This window comes from Luteimonas sp. A482, from assembly GCF_054072655.1.
Genome location: NZ_JBSVRO010000001.1, coordinates 790,445 through 811,795, shown reverse-complemented (window position 1 = coordinate 811,795; position 21,351 = coordinate 790,445). Strand labels below are relative to the sequence as shown.

Sequence of the window (21,351 nt, the reverse complement as noted above, 5' to 3'; positions counted from 1 at the left end):
GCGGGTCGGAAAACACCGCGTGCCGGGGTCCGCATTGCCCGCCTGCCTGCTAGTCGGCCGCCCCGGCGGGAAGGACCGCGGCCAGCGCCTGTGCCAGCATCGCCCCGGTGACCGGCTTGCGCAGGAAGCCGTCGAATCCGGCCTCGGCCGTGGCCGCCTCGGCTTCGGCATCGGTGCGGGCGGTGACCGCGAGCAGTGGCTGGGCGAATCCTTTCTGGCGCAGCAACCGCGCCAGGCTCAGGCCGTCGAGGCCGGGCAGGTCGAGGTCGAGCAGGGCCGCGTCGAAGACCTGCGCGGCGATCTCCGACAGCGCCGCCAGCCCGTGCGCGACATGGGTCACGTGGTGGCCCTGCGCCTGCAGCAACCCGGCCACGACCTGGGCGATGGTGGCGTCGTCCTCGACCAGCAGCAGCGAGAGCGCGCGGCCCGGTGCGGCAGCGGGCGCCGGTGCGGCGGTGGCCGGCGGCTCGGCGTCGGGCAGCGGCAGGTCGAGGATGAAGGCGGTGCCCTGTCCCGGCGCGCTTTCGATCCCGATGCGGCCGCCCATGGCCGCGGCCAGTTCCTGCGAGATCGCCAGCCCCAGGCCACTGCCGCCGTAGCGTGCGCTGGTACGCGCGCCTTCGGCCTGTTCGAAGCGGCGGAACAGCCGCTGCTTCTGCTCCTCGTTGAGTCCCGGCCCGGTATCGCGAACGATCAGGCGCACGCCCGACGGCTGCAGCGCCGCCACCTGCAGTCCGACGCTGCCGCGCTCGGTGAACTTGACCGCGTTGCCAAGCAGGTTGAGCAGGATCTGGCGCACGCGCCCGGCATCGCCCAGCACCCAGCGCGGCACGTCGGCGGCGATGTCCTCGTGGAATTCCAGCCCGCGCTGCTGCGCCTGCGGCGCACAGAACGCGACGGTCTCGCGCACCAGCGCGTGCAGGTCGAACGGCTGCTGGTCGAGCTGCAGGCGGTCGGCCTCGATGCGGGCCAGGTCGAGCGCGTCGTTGACCAGGCGCAGCAGGTGCTCGCCGGCGCGCCGGATCGACTCGACGTGGCCGCGCTGGCGCGCGTCCAGCTCGGTCGCCGCCAGCAGCTCGCTCATGCCCAGCACGCCGGTCATCGGCGTGCGCACCTCGTGGCCCAGGGTGGCGAGGAAGCGGGTCTTGGCCAGCGAGGCCTGTTCGGCCAGCTCGCGCTTGTGTTCGGCCAGCTGCCACGCGTGGCGGCGCTTGAGCCGCGCGCGGTACTGGCTGGCCAGCAGCGCCAGCAGCGCCAGCGCGCCCAGCACCCAGACCGCGGTCGCGGTGCCGGTGCGCCACCAAGGCTCCTGGACCACGAAATCCAGGCGCTGCACCGGGGTCCATTCGTCGTCGGCGGTGCGCGCCTGCACTTCCAGCACGTAGTCGCCGTGGCGCAGGCTCGGGAACATGCGCTCGCCCGAAGCGCCGACCTCGACCCAGTCGGGGTCGTAGCCCTCCAGCCGGAAGCGGTAGCGATGCGCATGCGCGTCGGTGAACGAGAGCAGGCGGGCGGTCACGCGCAGGTCGCGGTCATCGTGGCGCAGCACGATCGGCGCGCCGGCCGGCAGCTCCAGCAGTTCCTCGCCGCGGCGCGCAAGCACCGATTCGATCGCCAGCGTCGGCGCGCGGTCGCTGACCTGCACGTGCTGCGGGTGGAACAGCAGCAGCCCGTCCGCGGTCCCCACCGCGATATAGCCGCGCGCCGAGGCTTCGAACGGATAATCGCTGAACTGCTGGCTCGGCAGGCCGTCGAGCACGCTGTACACGCGCAGCCGCTCGCGCTGCGGGTCGTAGCGCACCAGGCCACGTGGCGTGCTCATCCAGACCACGCCCAGCCCATCCACGGCCAGGCCGCCCGCCGCCACCGCGGGCAGGCCGTGGCGCGCATCCACGGTGCGCTCGGCGATCAGCTCCGCGCCGGTCCAGCGGTAGGACACCAGGATGCCGCTGCCGCCCACCCAGACCGTGTCGTCCGGTGCGAAGCCGAAGGCAAACACCTGCCACGGCGGCCCGCCCGGGACCGGCTCGAAGCGGCGCGCGCCGGCATTCCACATCAGCAGGCCCTGGGCAGTCGCCAGCCACAGCGCGCCATCCGGGCCGCGCGACATCTGCTGCAGCGCATTGCGGGCCGGGAAGCCCTCCGGCCCGCCCGCCGCCATCACCTCGCGCAGGCTGCCGTCCGGCGAACGCAGCTGCAGCGAGTCGGCTGCGCCCAGCCAGATCGCGCCGTCCGGCTCTTCGGCGATCTGCGTGATCACGCCCGCCGGTGCGGGATCGACCGCGTCGGCCTGGTGCCAGCGGCGCAGGGTGCCGTTCGCCGGGTCGTAGCGCGTCACCGATCCGTGGCAGCCGATCCAGACGCTGCGGTCGCGCACCTCGCGCACCACGTAGGGCAGCATGTCGCCGCAGACGCCGTCGATGCGGTGCTGGACTTGGACGGTCTGCGGATCCAGCCAGTCGAGCACGCCGCCGGTGCCGACCAGCCACAGGCCGCCGTCGATGGCCGGCGTAACGCTGTAGACAAAGGCATTGCCGGACGAGTCCGGGTCGTCGAGCTGGCGCCGCAGCACGGTGAAATTGCGCCAGTTGGCCGGCAGGTGCCAGAGCCCGGTTTCGGAGCTGGCCAGCCACAGCCCGCCCTCGCGATCCTCCAGCGCGGCCGACCAGGCCGGACGCACCAGGCCGCGACTGGTGCTGCTGTACAGCGGCACGTCCTCCACGCGACCGTTGCGCTCCACCGCCAGGCCGCTGCGGGTATCGAGCCAGTGCGCGCCCTGTGCGTCCTGGACCAGCATGCTCAGCACCGGCAGGCCGAGCACCGGGTCGAGCCACGGCGCGGGCTCGATGTGCCCGCTCTCGTCGCGATACACCCAGGCGCTGCTCGATGTGCCGATCCACAGGTCGCCGGCCTGGTCGAGCACCAGCGCGTTCACCGCGGGGCTGGGGCGCACGTCCTGCAGCAGGCGGTCGAAACCGTCGCCGGTCCAGCGCGCGAGGCCCTGGTAGGTGCCCACCCACAGCCGCCCGCGGCGATCCACGCGCAGCCAGGTGACCGCGGGCGAAGGTAGGCTGCGCGGGTTGCCGACCTCGGGCATGAAGCGCCGGATCGTGCCGTCGGCGTCGATGCGGTGCAGGCCGCCGTCGGCGGTGCCGAACCAGATCGCGCCATCGGGCGTCTGCGCCACCGACCACACGTCGTTGCTGCCGATCTGCGCGTGGGTGCCACGGTCGAAGTGGACGAAGCCACGGCGCTGCGCGTCGAGCATCGCCAGGCCGCCGTTCTGGGTGCCGACCCAGACCCGGTCGCTCTCGTCCACGAACACGGTCCAGACGTGGTTGTCGTTCAGCCCGTCGCCAACGCGCCAGACCCGGTAGCCGACGCCGTCGTAGCGGGCCAGGCCATCGCGGGTGCCGATCCACAGGTAGCCCTGGCGGTCCTCGGCCAGGGCGTTGATCCGGTTCGAGGGCAGGCCGTCGTAGACGCTGAGCTGGCGCGGCATCGGCAGCTGCGGCGGCGCGGCAGGCGGCGCGGCCCCGGCCTGCGCGCACGCGGCCAGCAGCCACCACCACAACGCTGTCAACGCGATCGCCCGCACCCGGCCTCCCCGCTCGCCGTGCCTGTCCCTGGCGCACCCGGGGCACGCGGCCACGCATCGTCGCAATGCATCGTTGCCGGCGCAAGCCCGGACCGGCCCGGCCCGGCGCCGCAGCCTAGAATGCGGGCAACGCAACCCGTCCCGCCGCCGAGCCGCCAATGCCGCGCATCCTCATCCGCCTGAGCACGAGCGCCTGCCTGATGCTGGCCCTGGCCGGCATCGCGCGCGCGGAGCCGGTGGCCTATGCGCTCGATCCGGTGCATACGCGCATCCTGGTCGCGGTCGACCACGCCGGGTTCTCCACCGCGCTGGGCACGATCTCGGGCAGCACCGGCACCCTCCACTTCACGCCCGGCGACTGGTCCGGTGCACGCGTGGAGGTGCAGATCCCGCTGCAGCGCCTGGACTTCGGCGACGAGGCCTGGAACCGCGCCACGCTCGCGCGCAACCTGCTCGACGCGGAAGACCATCCGGTCGCGACGTTCAGCTCCACCCGCGTGGAGCCGCTGGACGAGCGCCGGGCCATCGTCCACGGCCTGCTCGAGCTGCGCGGGATGAGCCGCGAGGTGGCGCTGCAGGTCGAACTCAACGGCGCCCGGCGCCATCCGCTGCCGCCATTCCGGCGCACCGTCGGCTTCTCGGCGACCGCGACCCTGGCGCGCTCGGATTTCGGCATCACCGCCTGGCGCTCGATGATCGGCGACACCGTGCAACTCAGGATCGAAGCCGAGGCCACGCGCACGCGCGTCGCTGCCGAAGATGGCACCGATGCCGACGACGCGCAGGCGCCCGACGCCCCGGCGCCCGAGGACGATGCCGACGACGATGCCGAGCCAACGCCCATTCCCGAACCGGAACCCGAACCATGAGCCTGCGCAACTCCCGCGAACACTGGGGCCACGTCAGCCAGACCTTCCACTGGCTGATCGTGCTGCTGATCCTGGTGCTTGCCATCGTCGGCCTGACCATGGGCGAGCTGCCGCGCACACCGAAATACTTCTGGGTCTACACCGCGCACAAGTCGCTGGGCATCACCGTGCTGGCGCTGATGCTGGCGCGGCTGGGCTGGCGGCTGTATGCCGGTGCGCCGGCGCCGGTGGCGGGCACGCCCGGCTGGCAGTCGACGACCGCCAACATCACCCACTGGCTGCTGTATGCGCTGGTGCTGGCGATGCCGCTGTCGGGCTGGCTCTATGATTCGGCCAGCGGCCTGCGCCCGTTCCGCTACTTCGGGCAGTTCGACATGCCCAAGCTGGTGGGTCCGAACGAATGGCTGGCCGATCTGGCGCGCGAGGCGCACGGGCTGCTGTTCTGGGTGCTGGCCATGCTGGTGGCCGTGCATGCAGGCGCCGCCTTCTACCATCACATCTTCCAGCGCGACGACACCCTGCGGCGCATGCTGCCCCGCCGCGGCGCGCGCCCTGCCCCCCTCGGGAACACCGACCATGTCCAATAGTCTCACCACACCCGCCGCCGTCGCCGCCATGCTGGTGGCGATGCTGGCCACGCCCGCGCACGCCGCCGACTACGTGCAGGCGCCCGGATCCTCGCTCGCCTTCGCCACGAAGTACGACGGCGAGGTGTTCACCGGCCGCTTCGGCGGCTTCGACACGAAGCTCAGCTTCGATCCGCAGCAGCTCGATGCAGCGCGGCTCGACGTCACCATCGAGCTGGCGGGCACGCAGACCGGCAACGCCGACCGCGATTCGACCCTGTCGAGCGGCGATTTCTTCAACGTGGCGAAGTTCGCCAGGGCGCGTTACGTGGCGGACAGCTTCCGCGCACTCGGCGATGACCGCTATGCAGCCGACGGCACGCTCAGCCTGCGCGGCGTGAGCCGGCCAGTGACGCTCGAGTTCACCTGGACGCCGGGCAGTCCCGCCCTGCTCGCGGGCCGCGCGACGGTGCGGCGGCTGGAGTTCGGCGTGGGCGGCGGCGACTGGGCCGATACCGGCGCGATCCCGGACGAAGTGGCGATCAGCACGCGGGTGTTCCTCACGCAGGCGCCCTGATCAGGGCGCGCCCGGCCCCTGCGGCAGCACAAAACAGCCCCGCGCGCCGTCTTCGGCGGCGAGGCAGCCGCGCAGTCCGCCATCCCCGGCGTGGATCTCCAGGTCGAACACCTGCCCGGTACGCATCAGCAGCAGCGCATGCCAGATGCCGTCGCGCGGCTGCCACGGCGGCGGCGGCGGTGCGTCCGGTACCTGCAGCGGCAGGGCCGCACCTTCGGCCAGGATGCGGCGCAGGTTGGCCAGGTCCAGTTCGCGGGGGGCGCTGGTCACCGCGCGCAGCAGGATGATCCGCTCCACCTGCGCTGGATCAACCAAAACGCCCAGCGCCATGCCCTGCCAGCGCTGCGGATCGCCACCCGCGGCGGGCTTGCCCAGGTGCACGTCCGTGCCCGTCGCGCTTGCCATCATCATCATCCCCGCCGCCAGGACCGAGGCCTTCACCTGGCCGCGGCCTGCAGCTGCGCCGGATCGAACGGCCAGTCCAGCTCCGCGCCGGTGGCCGTATCGAGCAGCACCGGCACGCGCATGCCGTAGCGCGCCTCGAGGTCGGCATCGTCGTCGATGAAGACGCTGCGCGGCTCGGCGAAGCGGACCCGCGCCAGCAGTTCGATGGCCTGGTCGCACAGGTGGCAGTCGTCGCGCTGGTAGAGGATGTAGCGGCACATGCGGTGGCGGGCCGGATCCGGACGGGAAACGCAGCGTAGCGGCTGCCGCGGCGCGACGCACCGTACCGCCTGTGTTACGGACGCAACCAATACAATGGCTGCGCAGAATCAGGAATACGCCATGTCCGTCAGCACCTTCGACCTCTACAAGATCGGCATCGGACCGAGTTCATCGCACACGGTGGGCCCGATGCGGGCGGCGGCGCGCTTCGTCGAGCGCTGGCTGGTGGAACCGGGGCGCCTGCACGAAGTGGCGCAGGTACGCGCCGAGGTGTTCGGCTCGCTGGCACTGACCGGCCGCGGCCACGGCACCGACAAGGCCTTGTTGATGGGCCTGGAAGGACAGCTGCCCAACCTGATCGATCCGGACATCATCCCCGGCGCGCTGGCGCGCATCCGCGGGGAGAAGCGCATCGTCCTGGGCGGCCTGCACCCGGTCGCGTTCGACGAAAAGCGCGACCTGGTCATGAACAAGCGCCAGAAGCTGCCGCACCACACCAATGGCATGCGCTTCACCGCCTTCGACGCGGCTGGGGAGGTACTGGCCACGCGCGATTACTACTCGGTCGGCGGCGGCTTCGTGGTCAACCAGGACGAGGCGGCCAAGGACCGCATCGTCGCTGACACCACGCCGCTGCCATATCCCTTCCACAGCGGGGACGAACTGCTGGCGCAGACGCAACTGCACGGCCTCACGATCGCCCAGCTGATGCTGGAAAACGAGAAGAGCTGGCGCAGCGAGGCCGAGATTGCCGACGGCCTGCGCGAACTGTGGGCGGCGATGCAGGCCTGCGTGGCGCGCGGCATGCGCGAGGAAGGCACCCTGCCCGGCGGCCTGCACGTGCCGCGCCGGGCGCCAGCGATGTACAAGGAACAGCTCGCACGCCCGGAAGCGGCGATGCGCGATCCGCTGACCGTGCTCGACTGGGTCAACCTCTACGCGCTCGCGGTCAACGAGGAAAACGCCGCCGGCGGTCGCGTGGTCACCGCGCCGACCAATGGCGCCGCCGGGATCATCCCGGCGGTCCTGCACTACTACGACCGCTTCTGCCCCAGCGCCAGCGAACAGGGCGTGTTCGACTTCATGCTCACCGCCGCGGCGGTGGGCATCCTCTACAAGGAAAACGCCAGCATCTCTGGCGCCGAAGTCGGCTGCCAGGGCGAAGTGGGCGTGGCCTGCTCGATGGCCGCCGCCGGCCTCACCGCCGCGCTGGGCGGCACGCCCGGGCAGGTCGAGAACGCGGCCGAGATCGGCATGGAGCACAACCTCGGCCTGACCTGCGACCCGATCGGCGGGCTGGTGCAGATTCCCTGCATCGAGCGCAACGCGATGGGTTCGGTCAAGGCGATCAACGCAAGCCGCATGGCCCTGCGCGGCGACGGCAAGCACAAGGTGAGCCTGGACAAGGTGATCCGCACCATGCGCCAGACCGGCCGCGACATGCAGGACAAGTACAAGGAAACCAGCCGCGGCGGGCTGGCGGTGAACATCATCGAGTGTTGAGCTCCACCCTCAGGCGTTCGCAATCCGCAGCACGTCGTCCAGCAGCGCCGCCGCCGTCACCTTCGCGCCCGCGCCCGGCCCCTGGATCACCAGCGGCTGTTCGCTGTAGCGGTCGCTGAAGATCGCGGCACGGTTGTCGGTGCCGTTGCCGATGGCCAGGGGATGCGACAGCGGCAGCGCACGCAGCCCAACGCTGGCGCCGCGCTCGGCGTCGAAGCGGCCGACGAAGCACAGCCGCGCATCGTTCCGGTAGGCGTTGAGGAAGCGTTCGCGCAGCGGCGCGTCGAGTGCGGACAGCTGCACGTCGACCGCATCGGCAGCGACGTCGCGCAGCGCGTCGGGCACCAGCGACGACACCCGGATCTCGCGCGCCTCCAGCGGCAGGCCCGCCGCGCGCGCCAGGATCAGCAGCTTGCGGCGCACGTCCTCGCCCGACAGGTCCTGGCGCGGGTCCGGTTCGGTGTAGCCGGCATCGCGCGCCTCGCGGACCAGGTCCGAGAACGGACGCGTGTCGTCGTAACGCGACAGCAGCCAGGCCAGCGAACCCGAAAGCACGCCCTCCACGGCATGGATGCGGTCGCCGCCCGCGACCAGTTCGCGAAGCAGCCGCAGCAGCGGCAAGCCTGCACCCACCGTGGCCGAATCCCCGTAGCGGGCGCCTTCGCGCTGCGCATCGACGATCGCCTGCGCGCGTGCCAGGTCGCCGCCGTTGCCAAGCTTGTTGGCGGTGACGACGTGGATGCCGCGCAGCAGCCATTCCGGATGCCAGCCGGCGACGGTGTCGCTGGCGGTGGCGTCGATGACGATGTCGCCGCGCACCAGCGACTCGCCCTCGGCCCATGGCGGCACCGCAACCGTGGCCCGCGGCGCGGACCGCGCCTGCGCAATGGCCTCGTCCAGCGAATCGCCGGCCCTGACCTGCACGCGCGAGTTGCTCAGCCAGGCGAACGCCGGCAGCGCGATGCCGCGTTCGACCAGCTGGCGATAGCGCGCAACCACGGCGCTGCCGACCACGCCGGTGCCCAGCAGCGCAACGCGGCCACTGCGCGCGGGCGCGGCGGGACGGATCGGCGTCACTGTACTCATGCGTCCACCTGCTGCAGGCCCGCGTCGCAAACGGCTGCGGCGGCGCCAAGCGCACGCTCGAGCGCTGCGGCCAGGTCCGCCTGCAGGTCCTCGCAGGCCTCGATGCCGACCGACAGCCGCAGCAGTCCGTCGGGAATCCCGGCGGCTGCACGCGCCTCGGCCGTCATCGCCGCATGCGTCATCGAGGCCGGGTGCGCCACCAGGCTTTCCACGCCGCCCAGCGATTCGGCCAGGGTGAAGTGCTGCAGGCCGTCGACGAAGGCGCGCACTGCCTCGACGCCGCCCTCGAGCTCCAGCGACAGCATCGCGCCGAAGCCGCTCTGCTGGCGCGACGCCAGCGCGTGCCCCGGGTGCGACGCCAGGCCCGGAAAGTGCACCCTGGTCACCGCCGGGTGCGCTTCCAGCTGCTGGGCGATGGCTTGCGCGTTCTCCTGGTGCACGCGCAGGCGCGCGTCCAGGGTGCGCAGGCCGCGCAGGGTGAGAAAGCTGTCGAACGGCGAGCCGGTGATGCCCAGCGCATTCGCCCACCAGGCGAACTGCTCGTGCAGCTCGCGCGTGCTGGCCACGACCGCCCCGCCGACCACGTCGCTGTGGCCGTTGATGTACTTGGTGGTCGAATGCAGCACCACGTCGGCGCCAAACGCGATCGGCGTCTGCAGCGCCGGCGACAGGAAGGTGTTGTCGACCGCGGTGAGCGCGCCGGCGCGATGCGCGGCCTCGATCACGAAGCGCAGGTCGGTGACGCGCAGCAGCGGGTTGGACGGCGTCTCGATCAGCACCAGCTTCGGCGACTGCGCCAGCGCCGCGGCCAGCGAACGCGGGTCGGTGAGGTCGGCGGTGATCAGTTCGAAATGGCCCTTGTTTGCCAGCGCGTTGAACAGGCGCCAGCTGCCGCCGTAGGCATCGTGCGGCACCACCAGTTTGTCGCCGGGGGAGAGCAGCGCGTTGAGCACCAGGGTGATCGCGCCCATGCCGGTCGCGGTGACCACGCCACCGGCGCCGCCCTCGAGCTCGGCCAGCGCCTCGCCGAGCAGGTCGCGGGTCGGGTTGCCGCTGCGGGTGTAGTCGTACTCGCGCTTGTTGCCGAAGCCGTCGAAGCTGAAGTTGCTCGACAGCACGATCGGCGGCGTCACCGCGCCGTAGGCGGTGTCGCGGTCGATGCCCGCGCGCACCGCGCTGGTGGCGGGGCGACAGGCCCCGTGGCTGGCAACGGGCGTGGAACTGGCGGTCATGCGGGTTCTCCAGGGTTGCGCAGCGCGCCGGCGAGGATGCCGTCGATGCGGTCGGTTTCCTTCAGGAATGCGTCGTGGCCGTAAGCCGAGCGCAGCACGCGCAGCTGGCCGTTGGTGCCGAGCCCTTCCACCAGCGCCACCGAGTCCGACAACGGCACCAGGCGGTCGCCCTCGACCGCGACCACCAGCGTCGGCACGCGCACCTGCGCGGGGTCGATGCGGTGCAGGTCGATCGATTCGGACAGGCGCAGCCAGGCGTTGACCGGCGTGCGCGAGACGAAGCGCGCGCCGGCGGCGTCGAGGTAGTCCTCGGCGGCCACGCGCACGCGCCCGTTGATCACTTCCGGCGGCGCATCGAAGCGCTCTTCGAACTCTTCCGGCGTGCGGTAGCTGAGCATCGCGAACTGGCGCGCCAGCGACAGCCCTTGCACGTCGGCGCACTGCAGCTGGCCGAGCGCGACCGCCTTGCGCTGCAGCGCGCGCCAGGCAGCGGCGTAGGGATGTGCACGATGCGCGCCGCTCACGGCGACCAGGGTTGCGACGCGGGCCGGATGGCGGATCGCGACCTGCAGCCCGACCAGGGCGCCGTAGGAATAGCCCACGAAACCACGCAGCGCATCGATGCCCAGCGCATCGAGCAGCGCGGCCACGGCATCGGCCTGGTCAGCGGTGTCGAGCGGCGCATCGATGCGGCCATCGGCGCCGAGGTAATCGAAACCCAGGATGCGCCAGCGCGCGGGATCCAGCGTGCGTCCTGGCCCGACCAGGTCGTTCGCCCAGCCGGCCTCGGGGAATTCCGCGTTTGCCGCGATGTGGCGGTGGGCGGAAATGCCGCCGGCCACCAGCACCACCGGCGCACCGGCCGGACCGGCGATCTCCCAGGCGACGCGGACCTGGCGCGATCCCGCATGGCGCAACGGCAGCGCCAGGTCCAGCACGCCGCGACGCGGCCCCGCCGGATCGGCAACGGGCGCGCGCGCATCCACCGTCGCCACGGCGGGCGGCGGACAGGAGCTGGCAGTGGCGTGGACAAGACCCATGGCGCAATCCGTTGGAAAGGACGCCCAACGAGGCTTGCAGGGATCGGAAGAGTGCCGGCAGGACCGGCCAGATGCGCATCCACCGCGAGCGGTGCTGCACAACCATCTTCCGGTAGACACTCAGGTCCCCGCAGGACTTGGCACCGCGACAGAGTCGACCTTGCGGTCGTCTCCATCAGGTTGCCCCGGCTTCTTCGGGCCTGTCCCTCAGCCGGTCTCGATGGATGTCGCGCAGGTTGCCAGCGCCCGGCCGGCTTGTCAATCGCTTCATGCAGATGAAGCGATACGATGTTTGGCGACCGCTTGCGGCGATAATCCGCCGATGCGCCTTGCCCTTCCCTTCATGGCGGCCCTGCTGCTGGCCGCCTGCGCGACTCCGCACGCCCCGGTGATGCCGGCCGGTCCTTCCGCTGCGCCGCCCGCGGATGTCGCCACCGTGCCCGAGCGCTACATCACGCTCGACAATCCCGACGACGAGCTCGACTCGCTGGCCACCTGGCCGACCGAGGACGGTGGCACCTGGCTGATCGCCACGGCCAAGAACACCCACGAGCTGGTGGTCTTCGACGCGGACAGCGGCGAGCAGCTGCGCAGCGTCGGCCACCGCGGCACCGCCGACGGCGCGTTCCTGCGCCCCAACGGCGTGTTCGTGCACGGCGACATGCTGTTCGTCTCCGAGCGCGACAACCGTCGCGTGCAGATGCTCTCGCTGCCGGAATTCCGCCCGCTGGGCAGCTTCGGCGAAGGCCAGCTGCGCAGCCCCTACGGTCTGTGGGCGTATGAAACCAAACCGGGCGAGCTGCATGTCTACGTGACCGACAGCTTCATGGAGGGCGCCGATTTCAAGACCGTGCCGCCGCTGCCGCAGCTCGCCCAGCGCGTCCGCCGCTTCCGCGTCGGCTTCGATGGCGGTGGGCGGCCGGTACCCGAATACATCGACTCTTTCGGCGACACCGGCCAGGACAGCGCGCTGCGCATGGTCGAGTCGCTGCTGGGGGACCCGGCGCACGGGCGCCTGCTGGTCGCGGACGAGGACACGCGCACCGGCACCGCCCTGCGCGAGTACACGCTCGACGGCCGCTTCACCGGCGGCGGCGTGCGCCCGGGCGCTTTCCAGGCCGAGCCCGAGGGCATTGCGCTGTGGGCCTGTACCGCCGACACCGGCTACTGGATCGTTTCCGACCAGCTGCGTCCGTTGACCGTGTTCCGCGTGTTCGACCGGGCCAGCCTGGCCCCGCGCGGCGCCTTCAGCGGGCAGGTCACCGCCTGGACCGACGGCGTCGCCCTGCATGCCGCGCCGACCGCGCGCTTCCCGGCCGGCGTCCTGTTCGCGGTCCACAGCGATCGCGCGGTCGCCGCCTTCGACCTGCGCGATGTCGCCCGCGCACTTGGCCTGGACCCGGCCTGCGCGCAATGAACCGGCGCCTGCTGACGGCCGGCATCGCGGCGCTCGCGCTGGCCGCCACGACCACGCAGGCCTCGACGGCCTACCGCTGGACCGACGCACAGGGCCGCGCCCACTACGCCGACCGCGTGGACGAGGCCGCCCCGGCCCACGGCGTGGAGCGCATCGCCGCCCAGGCCGAGGCCGCGGCGGTTGCGCGCCTGCGGGTGGAGCCGGCCGATGGCGGCGCCTTGGCCTGGGTCGACAATCTGCTGGCCGGGCCGATCGAGGTGATGCTGCATGCCGATGGCGGGGCCGCCTCCACCAGCGATCCCGCGCTGCCCGCGCGCGGCACGGTGCAGCCGCATTCGGCCGCGCTGCTGGCGCGCATCGGCCATGGCAACCCGCGGCTGCGTGTAATCGCCGTGCCGGGTTCTCCCAACGCTCGGCCGCGCGATGTCGAGTACGCCTGGCCGCTGCCCTCCGCGCCCTTGCGCATCCAACAGGCCTGGGGCGGCGGCTTCAGCCATGACGACGCGGAAAACCGCCATGCCGTGGATTTCGCCGCGCCGGTGGGCACGCCCGTGGTGGCCGCACGCGACGGCGTGGTGATGCAGGCCGAGGCCGGCTTTGACGAGGCCGCACCCGGCGAGGACGAGGCCACCCTGCTGGCGCGCGCCAACTTCATCCGCGTGCTGCACGACGACGGCACGATGGCGCTGTACGCCCACCTGCAGGCCGGCGGCGTGCTGGTCCGCGTCGGCCAGCTCGTGCGCCGCGGGCAGGCCATCGGCCGCTCCGGCAACACCGGCCACAGCACCGCCCCGCACCTGCACTTCGTGGTCCAGGCCAACCGCGGCATGCGCTTGGCTTCGGTGCCGTTCCGGATGTTCGGGCCGGAGGGAATCCTGCGTTTCGGCGAGGCCTCCGCCGCGGAGTGAGCGCGCCGAGCCTGCGATTGGCCACCCCCGCCCACCGGACCCCGTATAATTTCCGGCTTTCCGCACACTCCCGGCGCCACCGCGGCGGGTATCGCCATGCCCGACGTTTCCAAAGAAGCCGCGCGCCGGCGCACCTTCGCCATCATCTCGCACCCCGACGCGGGCAAGACCACGCTGACCGAAAAGCTGCTGCTGTTCGGCGGCGCGATCCAGATGGCTGGCTCTGTCAAATCGCGCAAGACCTCGCGCCATGCGACTTCCGACTGGATGGCGCTCGAGAAGGAGCGCGGCATCTCGGTCACGTCCTCGGTGATGCAGTTCCCCTACGAGGGCCGCATCATCAACCTGCTCGACACCCCCGGCCACGCCGACTTCGGCGAGGACACCTACCGGGTACTCACCGCGGTCGACAGCGCCCTGATGGTGATCGACGTGGCCAAGGGCGTGGAGGAGCGCACGATCAAGCTGATGGAGGTGTGCCGCATGCGCGACACGCCGATCATGACCTTCATCAACAAGCTCGACCGCGAGGGCAAGGACCCGATCGACCTGCTGGACGAGGTCGAATCGGTGCTCGGCATCCAGTGCGCACCGGTGACCTGGCCGATCGGCATGGGCCAGCGCCTGAAGGGCGTGGTGCACCTGCTCACCGGCGAAGTGCACCTGTACGAACAGGGTCGCAACTTCACCCGCCAGGATTCGACCATCTTCCCCTCGCTCGATGCGCCCGAGCTGGCCGGCAGGATCGGGGAAGGCGTGCTGGCGCAGCTGCGCGAGGAACTGGAACTGGTGCAGGGTGCCAGCCATGCCTTCGACAAGCAGGCCTATCTGGAGGGCAAGCAGACGCCTGTGTTCTTCGGCTCGGGCGTCAACAACTTCGGCGTGCAGCCGCTGCTGGACTTCTTCGTCGAGCACGCCCCGTCGCCGCGTCCGCGCGCGACCACCGGGCGCGAGGTGGCGCCGCAGGAAGACAAGCTCACCGGCTTCGTGTTCAAGATCCAGGCCAACATGGACCCGCTGCACCGCGACCGCGTCGCCTTCATGCGCGTGTGCTCGGGCAGGTTTGTCGCAGGCATGAAAGCCTTCCATGTGCGCACCGGCAAGGAACACAAGCTGGCCAACGCCCTGACCTTCATGGCCAGCGACCGCGAAATCGCGGCGGAGGCCTGGCCCGGCGACGTCATCGGCATCCACAACCATGGCACGGTCTCGATCGGCGACACCTTCACCGAGGGCGAGTCGTTGAGCTTCACCGGCATCCCCAACTTCGCGCCGGAGCTGTTCCGCCGCGCGCGCCTGCGCGATCCGCTCAAGCTCAAGCAGCTGCAGAAAGGCCTGGCGCAGCTGTCGGAGGAAGGCGCCACGCAGTTCTTCCGCCCGCTGATGAGCAACGACCTGATCCTGGGCGCGGTCGGCGTGCTGCAGTTCGAAGTGGTCGCCTACCGGCTCAAGGACGAGTACGGCGTGGATGCGATCTTCGAGCAGGTGCAGGTCGCGACGGCGCGCTGGATCAAGTGCGACGACGATCGCAAGCTCGAGGAGTTCCGCGACAAGCACGCGATGAACCTCTCGATCGACGCCGCCGGCGAACTGGTCTACCTCGCCCCGACCCGGGTCAACCTGCAACTGGCCCAGGAACGTTCGCCCGCGGTGCGCTTCATGGCCACGCGCGAGCATGCGCACGCAGTGGCGGCGGACTGAGCTGCGCCGCCCGACAGGGCGCCTCCACCGGCAATGCGGTAACGTATCTGCGTGAGTACCCCCCATAGCGAATTCCGGGAAGCACGCCACGACGTGCGCGTTCGCCGGCGCGCCGCGCGCCTGGCGCGTATTCGCGACGAGATCGCCAGCGCCCTGACCCACGGCTTCGGTGCGGCCGCGGCACTGGCCGGCGGCGCAGTGCTGATCACGCTGGCTGCCATCCATGGCGATGGCTGGCAGCTCGGCGCTGCGATCGTGTTCGGCGTGAGCCTGCTGCTGCTCTACGTGGCGTCCACGCTCTACCACTCGACCCGGCACCCGGTCGCCAAAGGCAGGCTCAAGGTCTTCGACCACTGCGCGATCTATCTGCTGATCGCCGGCACCTACACCCCGTTCACCCTGATCGGGTTGCGCGGCCCCTGGGGCTGGGGCCTGTTCGCGACGATCTGGACCCTTGCCCTGGCCGGCGTGGTGTTCAAGCTGTTCTACACCGGCCGCTTCAAAAAGCTGTCCACCCTGATCTATGTCGCGATGGGCTGGCTGGTGCTGGTCGCGATCAAGCCGGTGATGGCCAACCTCGACGGCTGGACCTTCGGCTGGCTGATCGCCGGCGGCGTGTTCTATACGCTCGGCACATTCTTCTACCACCGCGAAAAGATTCCCTACGCGCACGCGATCTGGCACCTGTTCTGCATCGCCGGCAGCGTCTGCCATTACGTGGCGGTGCTGGCGCAGGTTGTGCCACAGGCCTGAATACGCCGGCTTCGCGAAGCTGAACATTTAAACCACTTTCGCGCCGGTGTGACGCGACACGCGCAAGTCTTGGCGCATGCCGAGTACCCCTGAACACGCCCACCCGCCCAGTGCGCCCCGCCGTCGCCGGCCTACACGACGCACGCTCGCCGTCGTCGGCGTCGTAGCCGCTGCGATCGTGCTGCTGGTGCTGCTGTGGGACTGGAACTGGTTCAAGGGGCCGGTCGAACGCCTGGTGGAAGCGCGCACCGGCCGCGAGTTCGACATCGCCGGCGACCTCGACGTCGATCTTGGCCGCGTCACCACCGTCACCGCCGACAGCCTGAGGCTGGGCAACGCCGAATGGTCGGAACACGCGGACATGGCCACGGCCGATCGCCTCGCACTGCAGTTCGAGTTCTGGCCGCTCCTGGTCGGCAAGGTCCGCCTGCCCGAGGTGCGCCTGGTGACGCCGGACGTGCATCTGGAGACAGGCCCCGACGGCAGCCCGGGCAACTGGGATTTCGGCTTCGACGACGACGGGGGCGAGCCGCTGCAGCTGCGCCGGCTGTGGGTTGAGGACGGTCGCCTGCGCTTCGACGACGCGCGCAGCCGCACCGCCATCGATATCCAGCTGGCCAGCAGCGAGGGAGAAGACGGGGCCGCACCCTCCGTCGCGCTGGAGGGACAGGGCGAATGGAGCGGCAACGAGTTCAGCCTCGAGGGCACGGCCGAATCGCCGCTCGAGTTGCAGGACACCGAACGCCCATTCCGACTCGACCTTCGCGCGCGCGCCGGCGCGACCCGCGCGCACGCCCGCGGCAGCCTGATCGATCCCTTCCGCCTGCGTGATTTCGACCTGCAGTTCGCGCTGTCCGGGCGCAACCTCGCGCATCTGTATCCGCTGCTCGGCCTGGCCTTGCCCGACTCGCCTCCGTACTCCGTCGACGGCCGGCTCACCCGCGATGGCAACACCTGGCACTACGACGCGTTCACGGGCGAAGTGGGGCAGAGCGATCTGGGTGGATCGGTCGCGGTCACGACCGGCGGCGAACGCCTGTTCTTCAAGGCCGACCTGGTGTCCGACCGCCTCGACTTCGACGATCTCGCCGGCTTCGTCGGCGGCGCCCCGGATGCCGAGGGCGAAAAGCTCGATCCCCAGCTGGCTGCACAGGCCGCGAAGCAGGCGGCGCAGGGAAAGGTGTTGCCTTCGCAGCCCTATGAACTGCACAAGCTGCGCTCGATGGACGCGGACGTGCGTCTGCACGCGCGCCGCATCAACTCGCCGAAGCTGCCTCTCGACGACATGGACGCGCACCTGCTGCTCGAGGCCGGCGTCGTGCGGCTCGACCCGCTCAACTTCGGCGTCGCCGGTGGCGACATCCGCGCCGACGTGCGCATGGATGCAAGCCGCGACACGATCCATACCCGGGTCAAGGCAAACCTCCGGCAGGTGGAACTGTCGCAGCTGTTCCCGGATGTCGAACTGGCCAAGGACACGGTCGGGCGCCTGGCCGGAGACTTCAACCTGGCCGGCACCGGCAATTCGGTCGCGGCCATGCTGGCCACCGCCGATGGCGACGTCGCCGTGGGCATGGGCCGCGGCGAAATCAGCAACCTGCTGGTGGAACTGGCCGGCATCGACATCTACGAATCGGTGAAATACCTGCTGGGCAAGGACCGCAAGGTGCCGGTGCGCTGCGCGTTCGCCGACTTCGGGGTCAAGCAGGGCGTGATGGATTCGCGCGCGCTGGCCTTCGATACCACCGATACGATCATCGTCGGCGAAGGCCAGATCGACCTGGGCGAAGAGACCCTGGACCTGGAACTGCGGCCGCGGCCCAAGGACCGCAGCATCCTCGCGCTCCGCTCACCGCTGCATGTCGGCGGGACCTTCGCCGATCCGTCCTTCCGTCCGGACATGGCACGCCTGGGCCTGCGCGGCGCGATCGCCCTGGCGCTGGGCAGCATCGCCCCGCCCGCGGCGCTGCTGGCCACGCTCGAACTGGGCCCCGGCGAGGACAGCGACTGCGGCGGCAAATACGCGAAGTGAGATTGCGGGGAAGTGAGGGCGCGGGCAGAAAACGTGCTTGGCCAACAACGACCCGGCGTGGGTCAGCCGGCGATGTAGCGCTGCAGCTGGTCCAGCTCGTGCTGCTGGTCCTCGATCACCGCGGCCACCAGGTCGCCGATCGAGATCATGCCCACGACCGCGCCGTTCTCGATCACCGGCAGGTGCCGGATCCGGTTGCGCGTGACCATCTGCATGCAGTCGGGCACGACGTGGTCCGGGCCCACGGTGATCAGCTGCGAAGTCATGATCCCGCTGACCGCCGTGTCCTTGGACGAGCGTCCCTCCAGCACGATCTTGCGCGCGTAGTCGCGCTCGGACAGGATGCCGACCAGCCTGGACCCGTCCATCACCAGCACCGCGCCGATGCCCTTGGCCGCCATCAGGCGGATCGCGTCGATGACCGGGGCATCGGGGGCGACCGCGAACACCTCAGGCGTCTTGGCTTCCAGCAGTTGACGCACCGTGCGCATGGCGCTTCCCTCCCGATGGTTGCGATGCTCCCGAGCATACTCCCGTGGCCGCGGGATGCCAGTCGTCGAGCAGGTACAGCGGGCGCTGCTTGGATTCTTCGTACAGGCGCCCGAGGTATTCGCCGATCAGGCCCAGCGCCACCAGCTGCACGCCGCCCAGGAACAGGATCACCGACATCATCGTCGGCCAGCCGGCGACCGGGTCGCCGAGGAACACGGCCTTGGCCACGATCACGATCGCGTACACGAACGCCAGCAGCGCGACCGCCAGCCCCAGATAGGTCGCAAGCCGCAGCGGTGCGGTCGAGAAGCTGGTGATGCCCTCGAGCGCGAAGTTCCACAGTTTCCACAAGCTGAACTTACTGTGCCCGGCCGCGCGCGGCTCGCGCCGGTACGGCAGCGCAATGCGGTTGTAGCCGATCCAGCCGAACAGCCCCTTCATGAAGCGGTGGCGCTCGCGCAACTGTCGCAACGCGGCAACGGCGCGCGGCGAAAGCAGGCGGAAATCGCCGGTGTCTGTCGGGATCGGCGTGTTCGACAGGCGCTGGATCACGCGGTAGAAAACGTGTGCGCTGGAACGCTTGAGCCAGCCCTCGCCGTCGCGCTGCTCGCGCATGCCGTAGACATCGTCGTAGCCCTCGCGCCAGCGGGCCACGAACTGCGGGATCAGCTCGGGCGGATCCTGGCCGTCGGCATCGAGGATGATCGCGGCACCTTCGACCACATGGTCGAGGCCGGCGGTCAGCGCCGCCTCCTTGCCGAAGTTGCGCGACAGGCGCAGCAGCCCCACGCGGCGGTCACCGTTGGCCAGGCCGCGCATCACGTCCCAGGTGCCGTCGCGGCTGCCGTCGTCCACATACAGGATCCGGCCCTCGACCCGATCGGCCTCCAGCGCATCAAGCACGCGCGCAAGCCGCACGTGCAGCAGCGGCAGCGCTTCGGCTTCGTCTCGTGCCGCGACGACGACGGTCAGCAGGTCATGGTCCATTGCGCGCATCGTAGCGGAGACGGCGAGGGTCGACGTGCTCACTCCAGCGCCTCGACATAGGCGGCACCGCCGATCTGGCGCATGTTGCGTTCAATCGCCTGCGTGCGCCGCTGCACGTACGGGCCGGGACGGGACGCGCTGTAGCGTTTGGGACTCGGCAGCACCGCCGCCAGCCGGGCGCTCTGCGCGGTCGAGAGCGCGGACGCATCGCGACCGAAGAAGCTGCGCGCCGCCGCCTGCGCGCCGTAGACGCCGTCGCCGAACTCGGCGACGTTGGCGTAGACCTCGAGGATGCGACGCTTCGGCCAGAGCAGTTCGATCAGCACCGTGTACCAGGTCTCGACGCCCTTGCGCAGCCACCGAGACGGCGGGCTGGTGCCCTGCCACAGGAACAGGTTCTTGGCCAACTGCTGGCTGATGGTGCTGCCGCCGCGCAGGCGCCCGCCGCGCTCGTTGCGCTTGCGGGCCTGTCCGATCGCCTCCAGGTCGAAACCCGAATGCGTGGCGAAGTTCTGGTCTTCCGCGGCGATCAGCGCCACCGGCAACGACGGCGCCATCGCATCCAGGTCGCGCCAGTCGTGCGCGATGCGGAACGTGCACTCCCCCTGCATCCAGGCCTCGGCCTGGCGGATGGCCATGAAGCTCGAGAACGGTGGATCCACGAACCGCAGCGTGGCCACCTGCAGCACCGTCAACAGCAGCAGCCACAGCGGCAGCATCAGCACCCGCCGCAGCCAGCGGCGCCGCGGCGGGACGGGCACCGGGCCGGGAGCGCGGTCTGCGGGCAAGGCTTGCGCCACCATCTGTTCGTCCCTATCTCGATGAAGGCGCGACGTCTGCGCCTCCTTTATTCGACCACGCCAGCCCGGCAAAGCGAACCCGATGACCGATATCGCACCTCCCGCCGACAACGACCGGCTGACCCGCTTCCTGCTCCCCGACGCGGGCGTACGCGGCGTGCACGTGCAGCTGCGCCAGGCCTGGCATCAAATCCGCAGCCGCGACGACTATCCTGCCGCCGCGGCCGAACTGCTCGGCGAGGCGGTCGCCGCCGCCGCCCTGTTCACCGGACATACCAAGGTGGAGGGGCGGCTGTCGGTGCAACTGCGCGGGCAGCATCGCCTGCGCACGCTGTTTGCCGAATGCTCCGCCAACGGCACCCTGCGCGGCATCGTGCAGCTGGCCGAAGGCGACCCGACGCCGGTTTCGCGCGACCTGCGCGAACTGGGTTCGGGCGCCATCCTCGCCATCACCATCGAAAACCCCGGCAGCCGCGGGCGCGACCCGGCCCGCTATCAGGGACTGGTGCCGCTGGAGTCCGACTCGCTGGGCGAGGCCTTCGAGGACTACTTCCGCCAGTCCGAACAGTTGCCCACGCGCCTGCTGCTGTCCGCCGACGCGGATCGCGCCGCCGGCCTGATGCTGCAGAAGCTCCCCGGCGACGAGGGCGACGCCGACGGCTGGACCCGCGCCGGCGCCCTGTTCGACACCCTGGCGCCGGGCGAGTTGCTCGACACCGGGACAGCCACCCTGCTCACCCGCCTGTTCCACGAGGAGCGCGTGGAATTGGTCGGAGGCCGGTCGCTGGCCTTCGGCTGTTCCTGTTCGCGCGAGCGCGTGGCCGGGATGCTCGGCTCGCTGGGTCCAGAGGAGGCCCGCGCTGCCGTTATCGATGGAGCAGCGCGGGTCCGCTGCGAATTCTGCGGCGAACGCTACGAGTTCACCGCCGAAGAGGTCGAGGGCCTGCTGGTTGCGCCTGAACCATTGGCGCCGGCCCCGGGCATTCAGTAGAGGTGCAGCAAGCCCGTGGCACGGGATTGTTAAATAAACATAAACCGGCTACGATCGTTTCCACGCTGAAAGGAACTCCCGCCACTCCGGCAGGTCGATTGAATTCCATGGCACGCCACCCCGCCCGAGTAAT

Annotated in this window: 19 protein-coding genes and 1 riboswitch; of the genes, 10 read left to right on the top strand and 9 right to left on the bottom strand. The window is 70.5% G+C overall.

Translation table 11 applies throughout. The features are described 5' to 3' along the window. Window positions 1–49: 49 nt before the first annotated feature. The gene (locus ACW5DW_RS03555; RefSeq protein WP_457018392.1) at window positions 50–3,502 is read right to left on the bottom strand and encodes a two-component regulator propeller domain-containing protein; all 3,453 of its coding nucleotides are present in this window, start codon (window positions 3,500–3,502) and stop codon (window positions 50–52) included. Between the two features lie 254 nt (window positions 3,503–3,756). Between ACW5DW_RS03555 and ACW5DW_RS03550 the strand changes: the two genes are divergently transcribed. The 3 genes from ACW5DW_RS03550 to ACW5DW_RS03540 are packed head-to-tail and all read left to right on the top strand — an operon-like array spanning window position 3,757 to window position 5,610. Next, window positions 3,757–4,467 carry a YceI family protein gene (locus ACW5DW_RS03550; RefSeq protein ID WP_457017394.1) on the top strand — a complete coding sequence of 237 codons (711 nt, stop codon included), beginning with the start codon at window positions 3,757–3,759 and terminating at the stop codon, window positions 4,465–4,467. Further along, window positions 4,464–5,054 (top strand): cytochrome b, encoded by a 591-nt coding sequence (locus ACW5DW_RS03545; protein WP_457017393.1) that lies wholly within the window; start codon window positions 4,464–4,466, stop codon window positions 5,052–5,054. Before ACW5DW_RS03550 ends, ACW5DW_RS03545 begins: the two co-directional genes overlap by 4 nt. After that, on the top strand, window positions 5,044–5,610 hold the full coding sequence (locus ACW5DW_RS03540; RefSeq protein ID WP_457017392.1) for a YceI family protein: 567 nt from the start codon (window positions 5,044–5,046) through the stop codon (window positions 5,608–5,610). The genes ACW5DW_RS03545 and ACW5DW_RS03540 overlap by 11 nt, the downstream gene beginning before the upstream one ends. On the opposite strand, the gene ACW5DW_RS03535 is transcribed toward ACW5DW_RS03540, so the two are convergent. Both ACW5DW_RS03535 and ACW5DW_RS03530 read right to left on the bottom strand, forming a co-directional pair. Continuing rightward, window positions 5,611–6,015 carry a hypothetical protein gene (locus ACW5DW_RS03535; protein ID WP_457017391.1) on the bottom strand — a complete coding sequence of 135 codons (405 nt, stop codon included), beginning with the start codon at window positions 6,013–6,015 and terminating at the stop codon, window positions 5,611–5,613. It lies immediately after the preceding gene. A gap of 32 nt (window positions 6,016–6,047) precedes the next feature. Continuing rightward, window positions 6,048–6,275 (bottom strand): glutaredoxin family protein, encoded by a 228-nt coding sequence (locus ACW5DW_RS03530; RefSeq protein WP_457017390.1) that lies wholly within the window; start codon window positions 6,273–6,275, stop codon window positions 6,048–6,050. A gap of 121 nt (window positions 6,276–6,396) precedes the next feature. Here ACW5DW_RS03530 and ACW5DW_RS03525 point away from each other — a divergent pair, with 121 nt between their 5' ends. Beyond that, complete coding sequence (locus ACW5DW_RS03525) at window positions 6,397–7,779, top strand: L-serine ammonia-lyase (RefSeq protein WP_457017389.1); 1,383 nt, start codon at window positions 6,397–6,399, stop codon at window positions 7,777–7,779. A 9-nt stretch (window positions 7,780–7,788) separates the two neighbouring features. On the opposite strand, the gene ACW5DW_RS03520 is transcribed toward ACW5DW_RS03525, so the two are convergent. The 3 genes from ACW5DW_RS03520 to metX are packed head-to-tail and all read right to left on the bottom strand — an operon-like array spanning window position 7,789 to window position 11,137. Further along, window positions 7,789–8,865, bottom strand: coding sequence for a homoserine dehydrogenase (locus ACW5DW_RS03520; RefSeq protein WP_457017388.1), 1,077 nt, complete (start codon window positions 8,863–8,865; stop codon window positions 7,789–7,791). Beyond that, a complete protein-coding gene (locus tag ACW5DW_RS03515) occupies window positions 8,862–10,097 on the bottom strand; it encodes an O-succinylhomoserine (thiol)-lyase (protein ID WP_457017387.1) in 1,236 nt (411 codons plus the stop codon). Before ACW5DW_RS03515 ends, ACW5DW_RS03520 begins: the two co-directional genes overlap by 4 nt. Next, the gene (gene metX, locus ACW5DW_RS03510; protein WP_457017386.1) at window positions 10,094–11,137 is read right to left on the bottom strand and encodes a homoserine O-succinyltransferase MetX; all 1,044 of its coding nucleotides are present in this window, start codon (window positions 11,135–11,137) and stop codon (window positions 10,094–10,096) included. Before metX ends, ACW5DW_RS03515 begins: the two co-directional genes overlap by 4 nt. A 99-nt stretch (window positions 11,138–11,236) precedes the next feature. Then, a riboswitch (SAM riboswitch) is annotated at window positions 11,237–11,364 on the bottom strand. A gap of 95 nt (window positions 11,365–11,459) precedes the next feature. Between metX and ACW5DW_RS03505 the strand changes: the two genes are divergently transcribed. The 5 genes from ACW5DW_RS03505 to ACW5DW_RS03485 all read left to right on the top strand — a co-directional run bounded on the left by ACW5DW_RS03505 (window position 11,460) and on the right by ACW5DW_RS03485 (window position 17,948). Further along, complete coding sequence (locus tag ACW5DW_RS03505; RefSeq protein ID WP_457017385.1) at window positions 11,460–12,554, top strand: phytase; 1,095 nt, start codon at window positions 11,460–11,462, stop codon at window positions 12,552–12,554. Beyond that, window positions 12,551–13,462 (top strand): M23 family metallopeptidase, encoded by a 912-nt coding sequence (locus ACW5DW_RS03500; protein WP_457017384.1) that lies wholly within the window; start codon window positions 12,551–12,553, stop codon window positions 13,460–13,462. Before ACW5DW_RS03505 ends, ACW5DW_RS03500 begins: the two co-directional genes overlap by 4 nt. Window positions 13,463–13,558: 96 nt before the next feature. Continuing rightward, window positions 13,559–15,163, top strand: coding sequence for a peptide chain release factor 3 (locus ACW5DW_RS03495; RefSeq protein WP_457017383.1), 1,605 nt, complete (start codon window positions 13,559–13,561; stop codon window positions 15,161–15,163). A gap of 120 nt (window positions 15,164–15,283) precedes the next feature. Next, window positions 15,284–15,916, top strand: coding sequence for a PAQR family membrane homeostasis protein TrhA (gene trhA / locus ACW5DW_RS03490; RefSeq protein WP_457018391.1), 633 nt, complete (start codon window positions 15,284–15,286; stop codon window positions 15,914–15,916). 76 nt (window positions 15,917–15,992) lie between these two features. After that, window positions 15,993–17,948, top strand: a complete 1,956-nt coding sequence (locus tag ACW5DW_RS03485) for an AsmA family protein (RefSeq protein ID WP_457017382.1) — start codon at window positions 15,993–15,995, stop codon at window positions 17,946–17,948. Between the two features lie 62 nt (window positions 17,949–18,010). On the opposite strand, the gene ACW5DW_RS03480 is transcribed toward ACW5DW_RS03485, so the two are convergent. From ACW5DW_RS03480 to mtgA, 3 genes are read right to left on the bottom strand one after another with little or no spacing between them, the layout of a single operon-like run. After that, window positions 18,011–18,439, bottom strand: a complete 429-nt coding sequence (locus ACW5DW_RS03480) for a CBS domain-containing protein (protein WP_457017381.1) — start codon at window positions 18,437–18,439, stop codon at window positions 18,011–18,013. Then, window positions 18,399–19,427 carry a glycosyltransferase family 2 protein gene (locus ACW5DW_RS03475; RefSeq protein ID WP_457017380.1) on the bottom strand — a complete coding sequence of 343 codons (1,029 nt, stop codon included), beginning with the start codon at window positions 19,425–19,427 and terminating at the stop codon, window positions 18,399–18,401. Before ACW5DW_RS03475 ends, ACW5DW_RS03480 begins: the two co-directional genes overlap by 41 nt. A gap of 38 nt (window positions 19,428–19,465) precedes the next feature. Beyond that, complete coding sequence (mtgA, locus tag ACW5DW_RS03470) at window positions 19,466–20,146, bottom strand: monofunctional biosynthetic peptidoglycan transglycosylase (protein WP_457018390.1); 681 nt, start codon at window positions 20,144–20,146, stop codon at window positions 19,466–19,468. Between the two features lie 163 nt (window positions 20,147–20,309). On the opposite strand from mtgA, the gene hslO reads away from it, so the two are divergent. Beyond that, window positions 20,310–21,218 (top strand): Hsp33 family molecular chaperone HslO, encoded by a 909-nt coding sequence (gene hslO, locus ACW5DW_RS03465; protein WP_457017379.1) that lies wholly within the window; start codon window positions 20,310–20,312, stop codon window positions 21,216–21,218. Window positions 21,219–21,351 lie beyond the last annotated feature (133 nt).

Excerpts from the sequence above, each read along its gene's own strand:
- ACW5DW_RS03555 (WP_457018392.1), bottom strand. The coding sequence starts at position 3,502 with ATGCCGCGCCAGCTCAGCGTCTACGACGGCCTGCCCTCGAACCGGATC.
- ACW5DW_RS03550 (WP_457017394.1), top strand. The coding sequence starts at position 3,757 with ATGCCGCGCATCCTCATCCGCCTGAGCACGAGCGCCTGCCTGATGCTG.
- ACW5DW_RS03545 (WP_457017393.1), top strand. The coding sequence starts at position 4,464 with ATGAGCCTGCGCAACTCCCGCGAACACTGGGGCCACGTCAGCCAGACC.
- ACW5DW_RS03540 (WP_457017392.1), top strand. The coding sequence starts at position 5,044 with ATGTCCAATAGTCTCACCACACCCGCCGCCGTCGCCGCCATGCTGGTG.
- ACW5DW_RS03535 (WP_457017391.1), bottom strand. The coding sequence starts at position 6,015 with ATGGCAAGCGCGACGGGCACGGACGTGCACCTGGGCAAGCCCGCCGCG.
- ACW5DW_RS03530 (WP_457017390.1), bottom strand. The coding sequence starts at position 6,275 with ATGTGCCGCTACATCCTCTACCAGCGCGACGACTGCCACCTGTGCGAC.
- ACW5DW_RS03525 (WP_457017389.1), top strand. The coding sequence starts at position 6,397 with ATGTCCGTCAGCACCTTCGACCTCTACAAGATCGGCATCGGACCGAGT.
- ACW5DW_RS03520 (WP_457017388.1), bottom strand. The coding sequence starts at position 8,865 with ATGAGTACAGTGACGCCGATCCGTCCCGCCGCGCCCGCGCGCAGTGGC.
- ACW5DW_RS03515 (WP_457017387.1), bottom strand. The coding sequence starts at position 10,097 with ATGACCGCCAGTTCCACGCCCGTTGCCAGCCACGGGGCCTGTCGCCCC.
- metX (WP_457017386.1), bottom strand. The coding sequence starts at position 11,137 with ATGGGTCTTGTCCACGCCACTGCCAGCTCCTGTCCGCCGCCCGCCGTG.
- ACW5DW_RS03505 (WP_457017385.1), top strand. The coding sequence starts at position 11,460 with ATGCGCCTTGCCCTTCCCTTCATGGCGGCCCTGCTGCTGGCCGCCTGC.
- ACW5DW_RS03500 (WP_457017384.1), top strand. The coding sequence starts at position 12,551 with ATGAACCGGCGCCTGCTGACGGCCGGCATCGCGGCGCTCGCGCTGGCC.
- ACW5DW_RS03495 (WP_457017383.1), top strand. The coding sequence starts at position 13,559 with ATGCCCGACGTTTCCAAAGAAGCCGCGCGCCGGCGCACCTTCGCCATC.
- ACW5DW_RS03485 (WP_457017382.1), top strand. The coding sequence starts at position 15,993 with ATGCCGAGTACCCCTGAACACGCCCACCCGCCCAGTGCGCCCCGCCGT.
- ACW5DW_RS03480 (WP_457017381.1), bottom strand. The coding sequence starts at position 18,439 with ATGCGCACGGTGCGTCAACTGCTGGAAGCCAAGACGCCTGAGGTGTTC.
- ACW5DW_RS03475 (WP_457017380.1), bottom strand. The coding sequence starts at position 19,427 with ATGGACCATGACCTGCTGACCGTCGTCGTCGCGGCACGAGACGAAGCC.
- mtgA (WP_457018390.1), bottom strand. The coding sequence starts at position 20,146 with ATGCTGCCGCTGTGGCTGCTGCTGTTGACGGTGCTGCAGGTGGCCACG.
- hslO (WP_457017379.1), top strand. The coding sequence starts at position 20,310 with ATGACCGATATCGCACCTCCCGCCGACAACGACCGGCTGACCCGCTTC.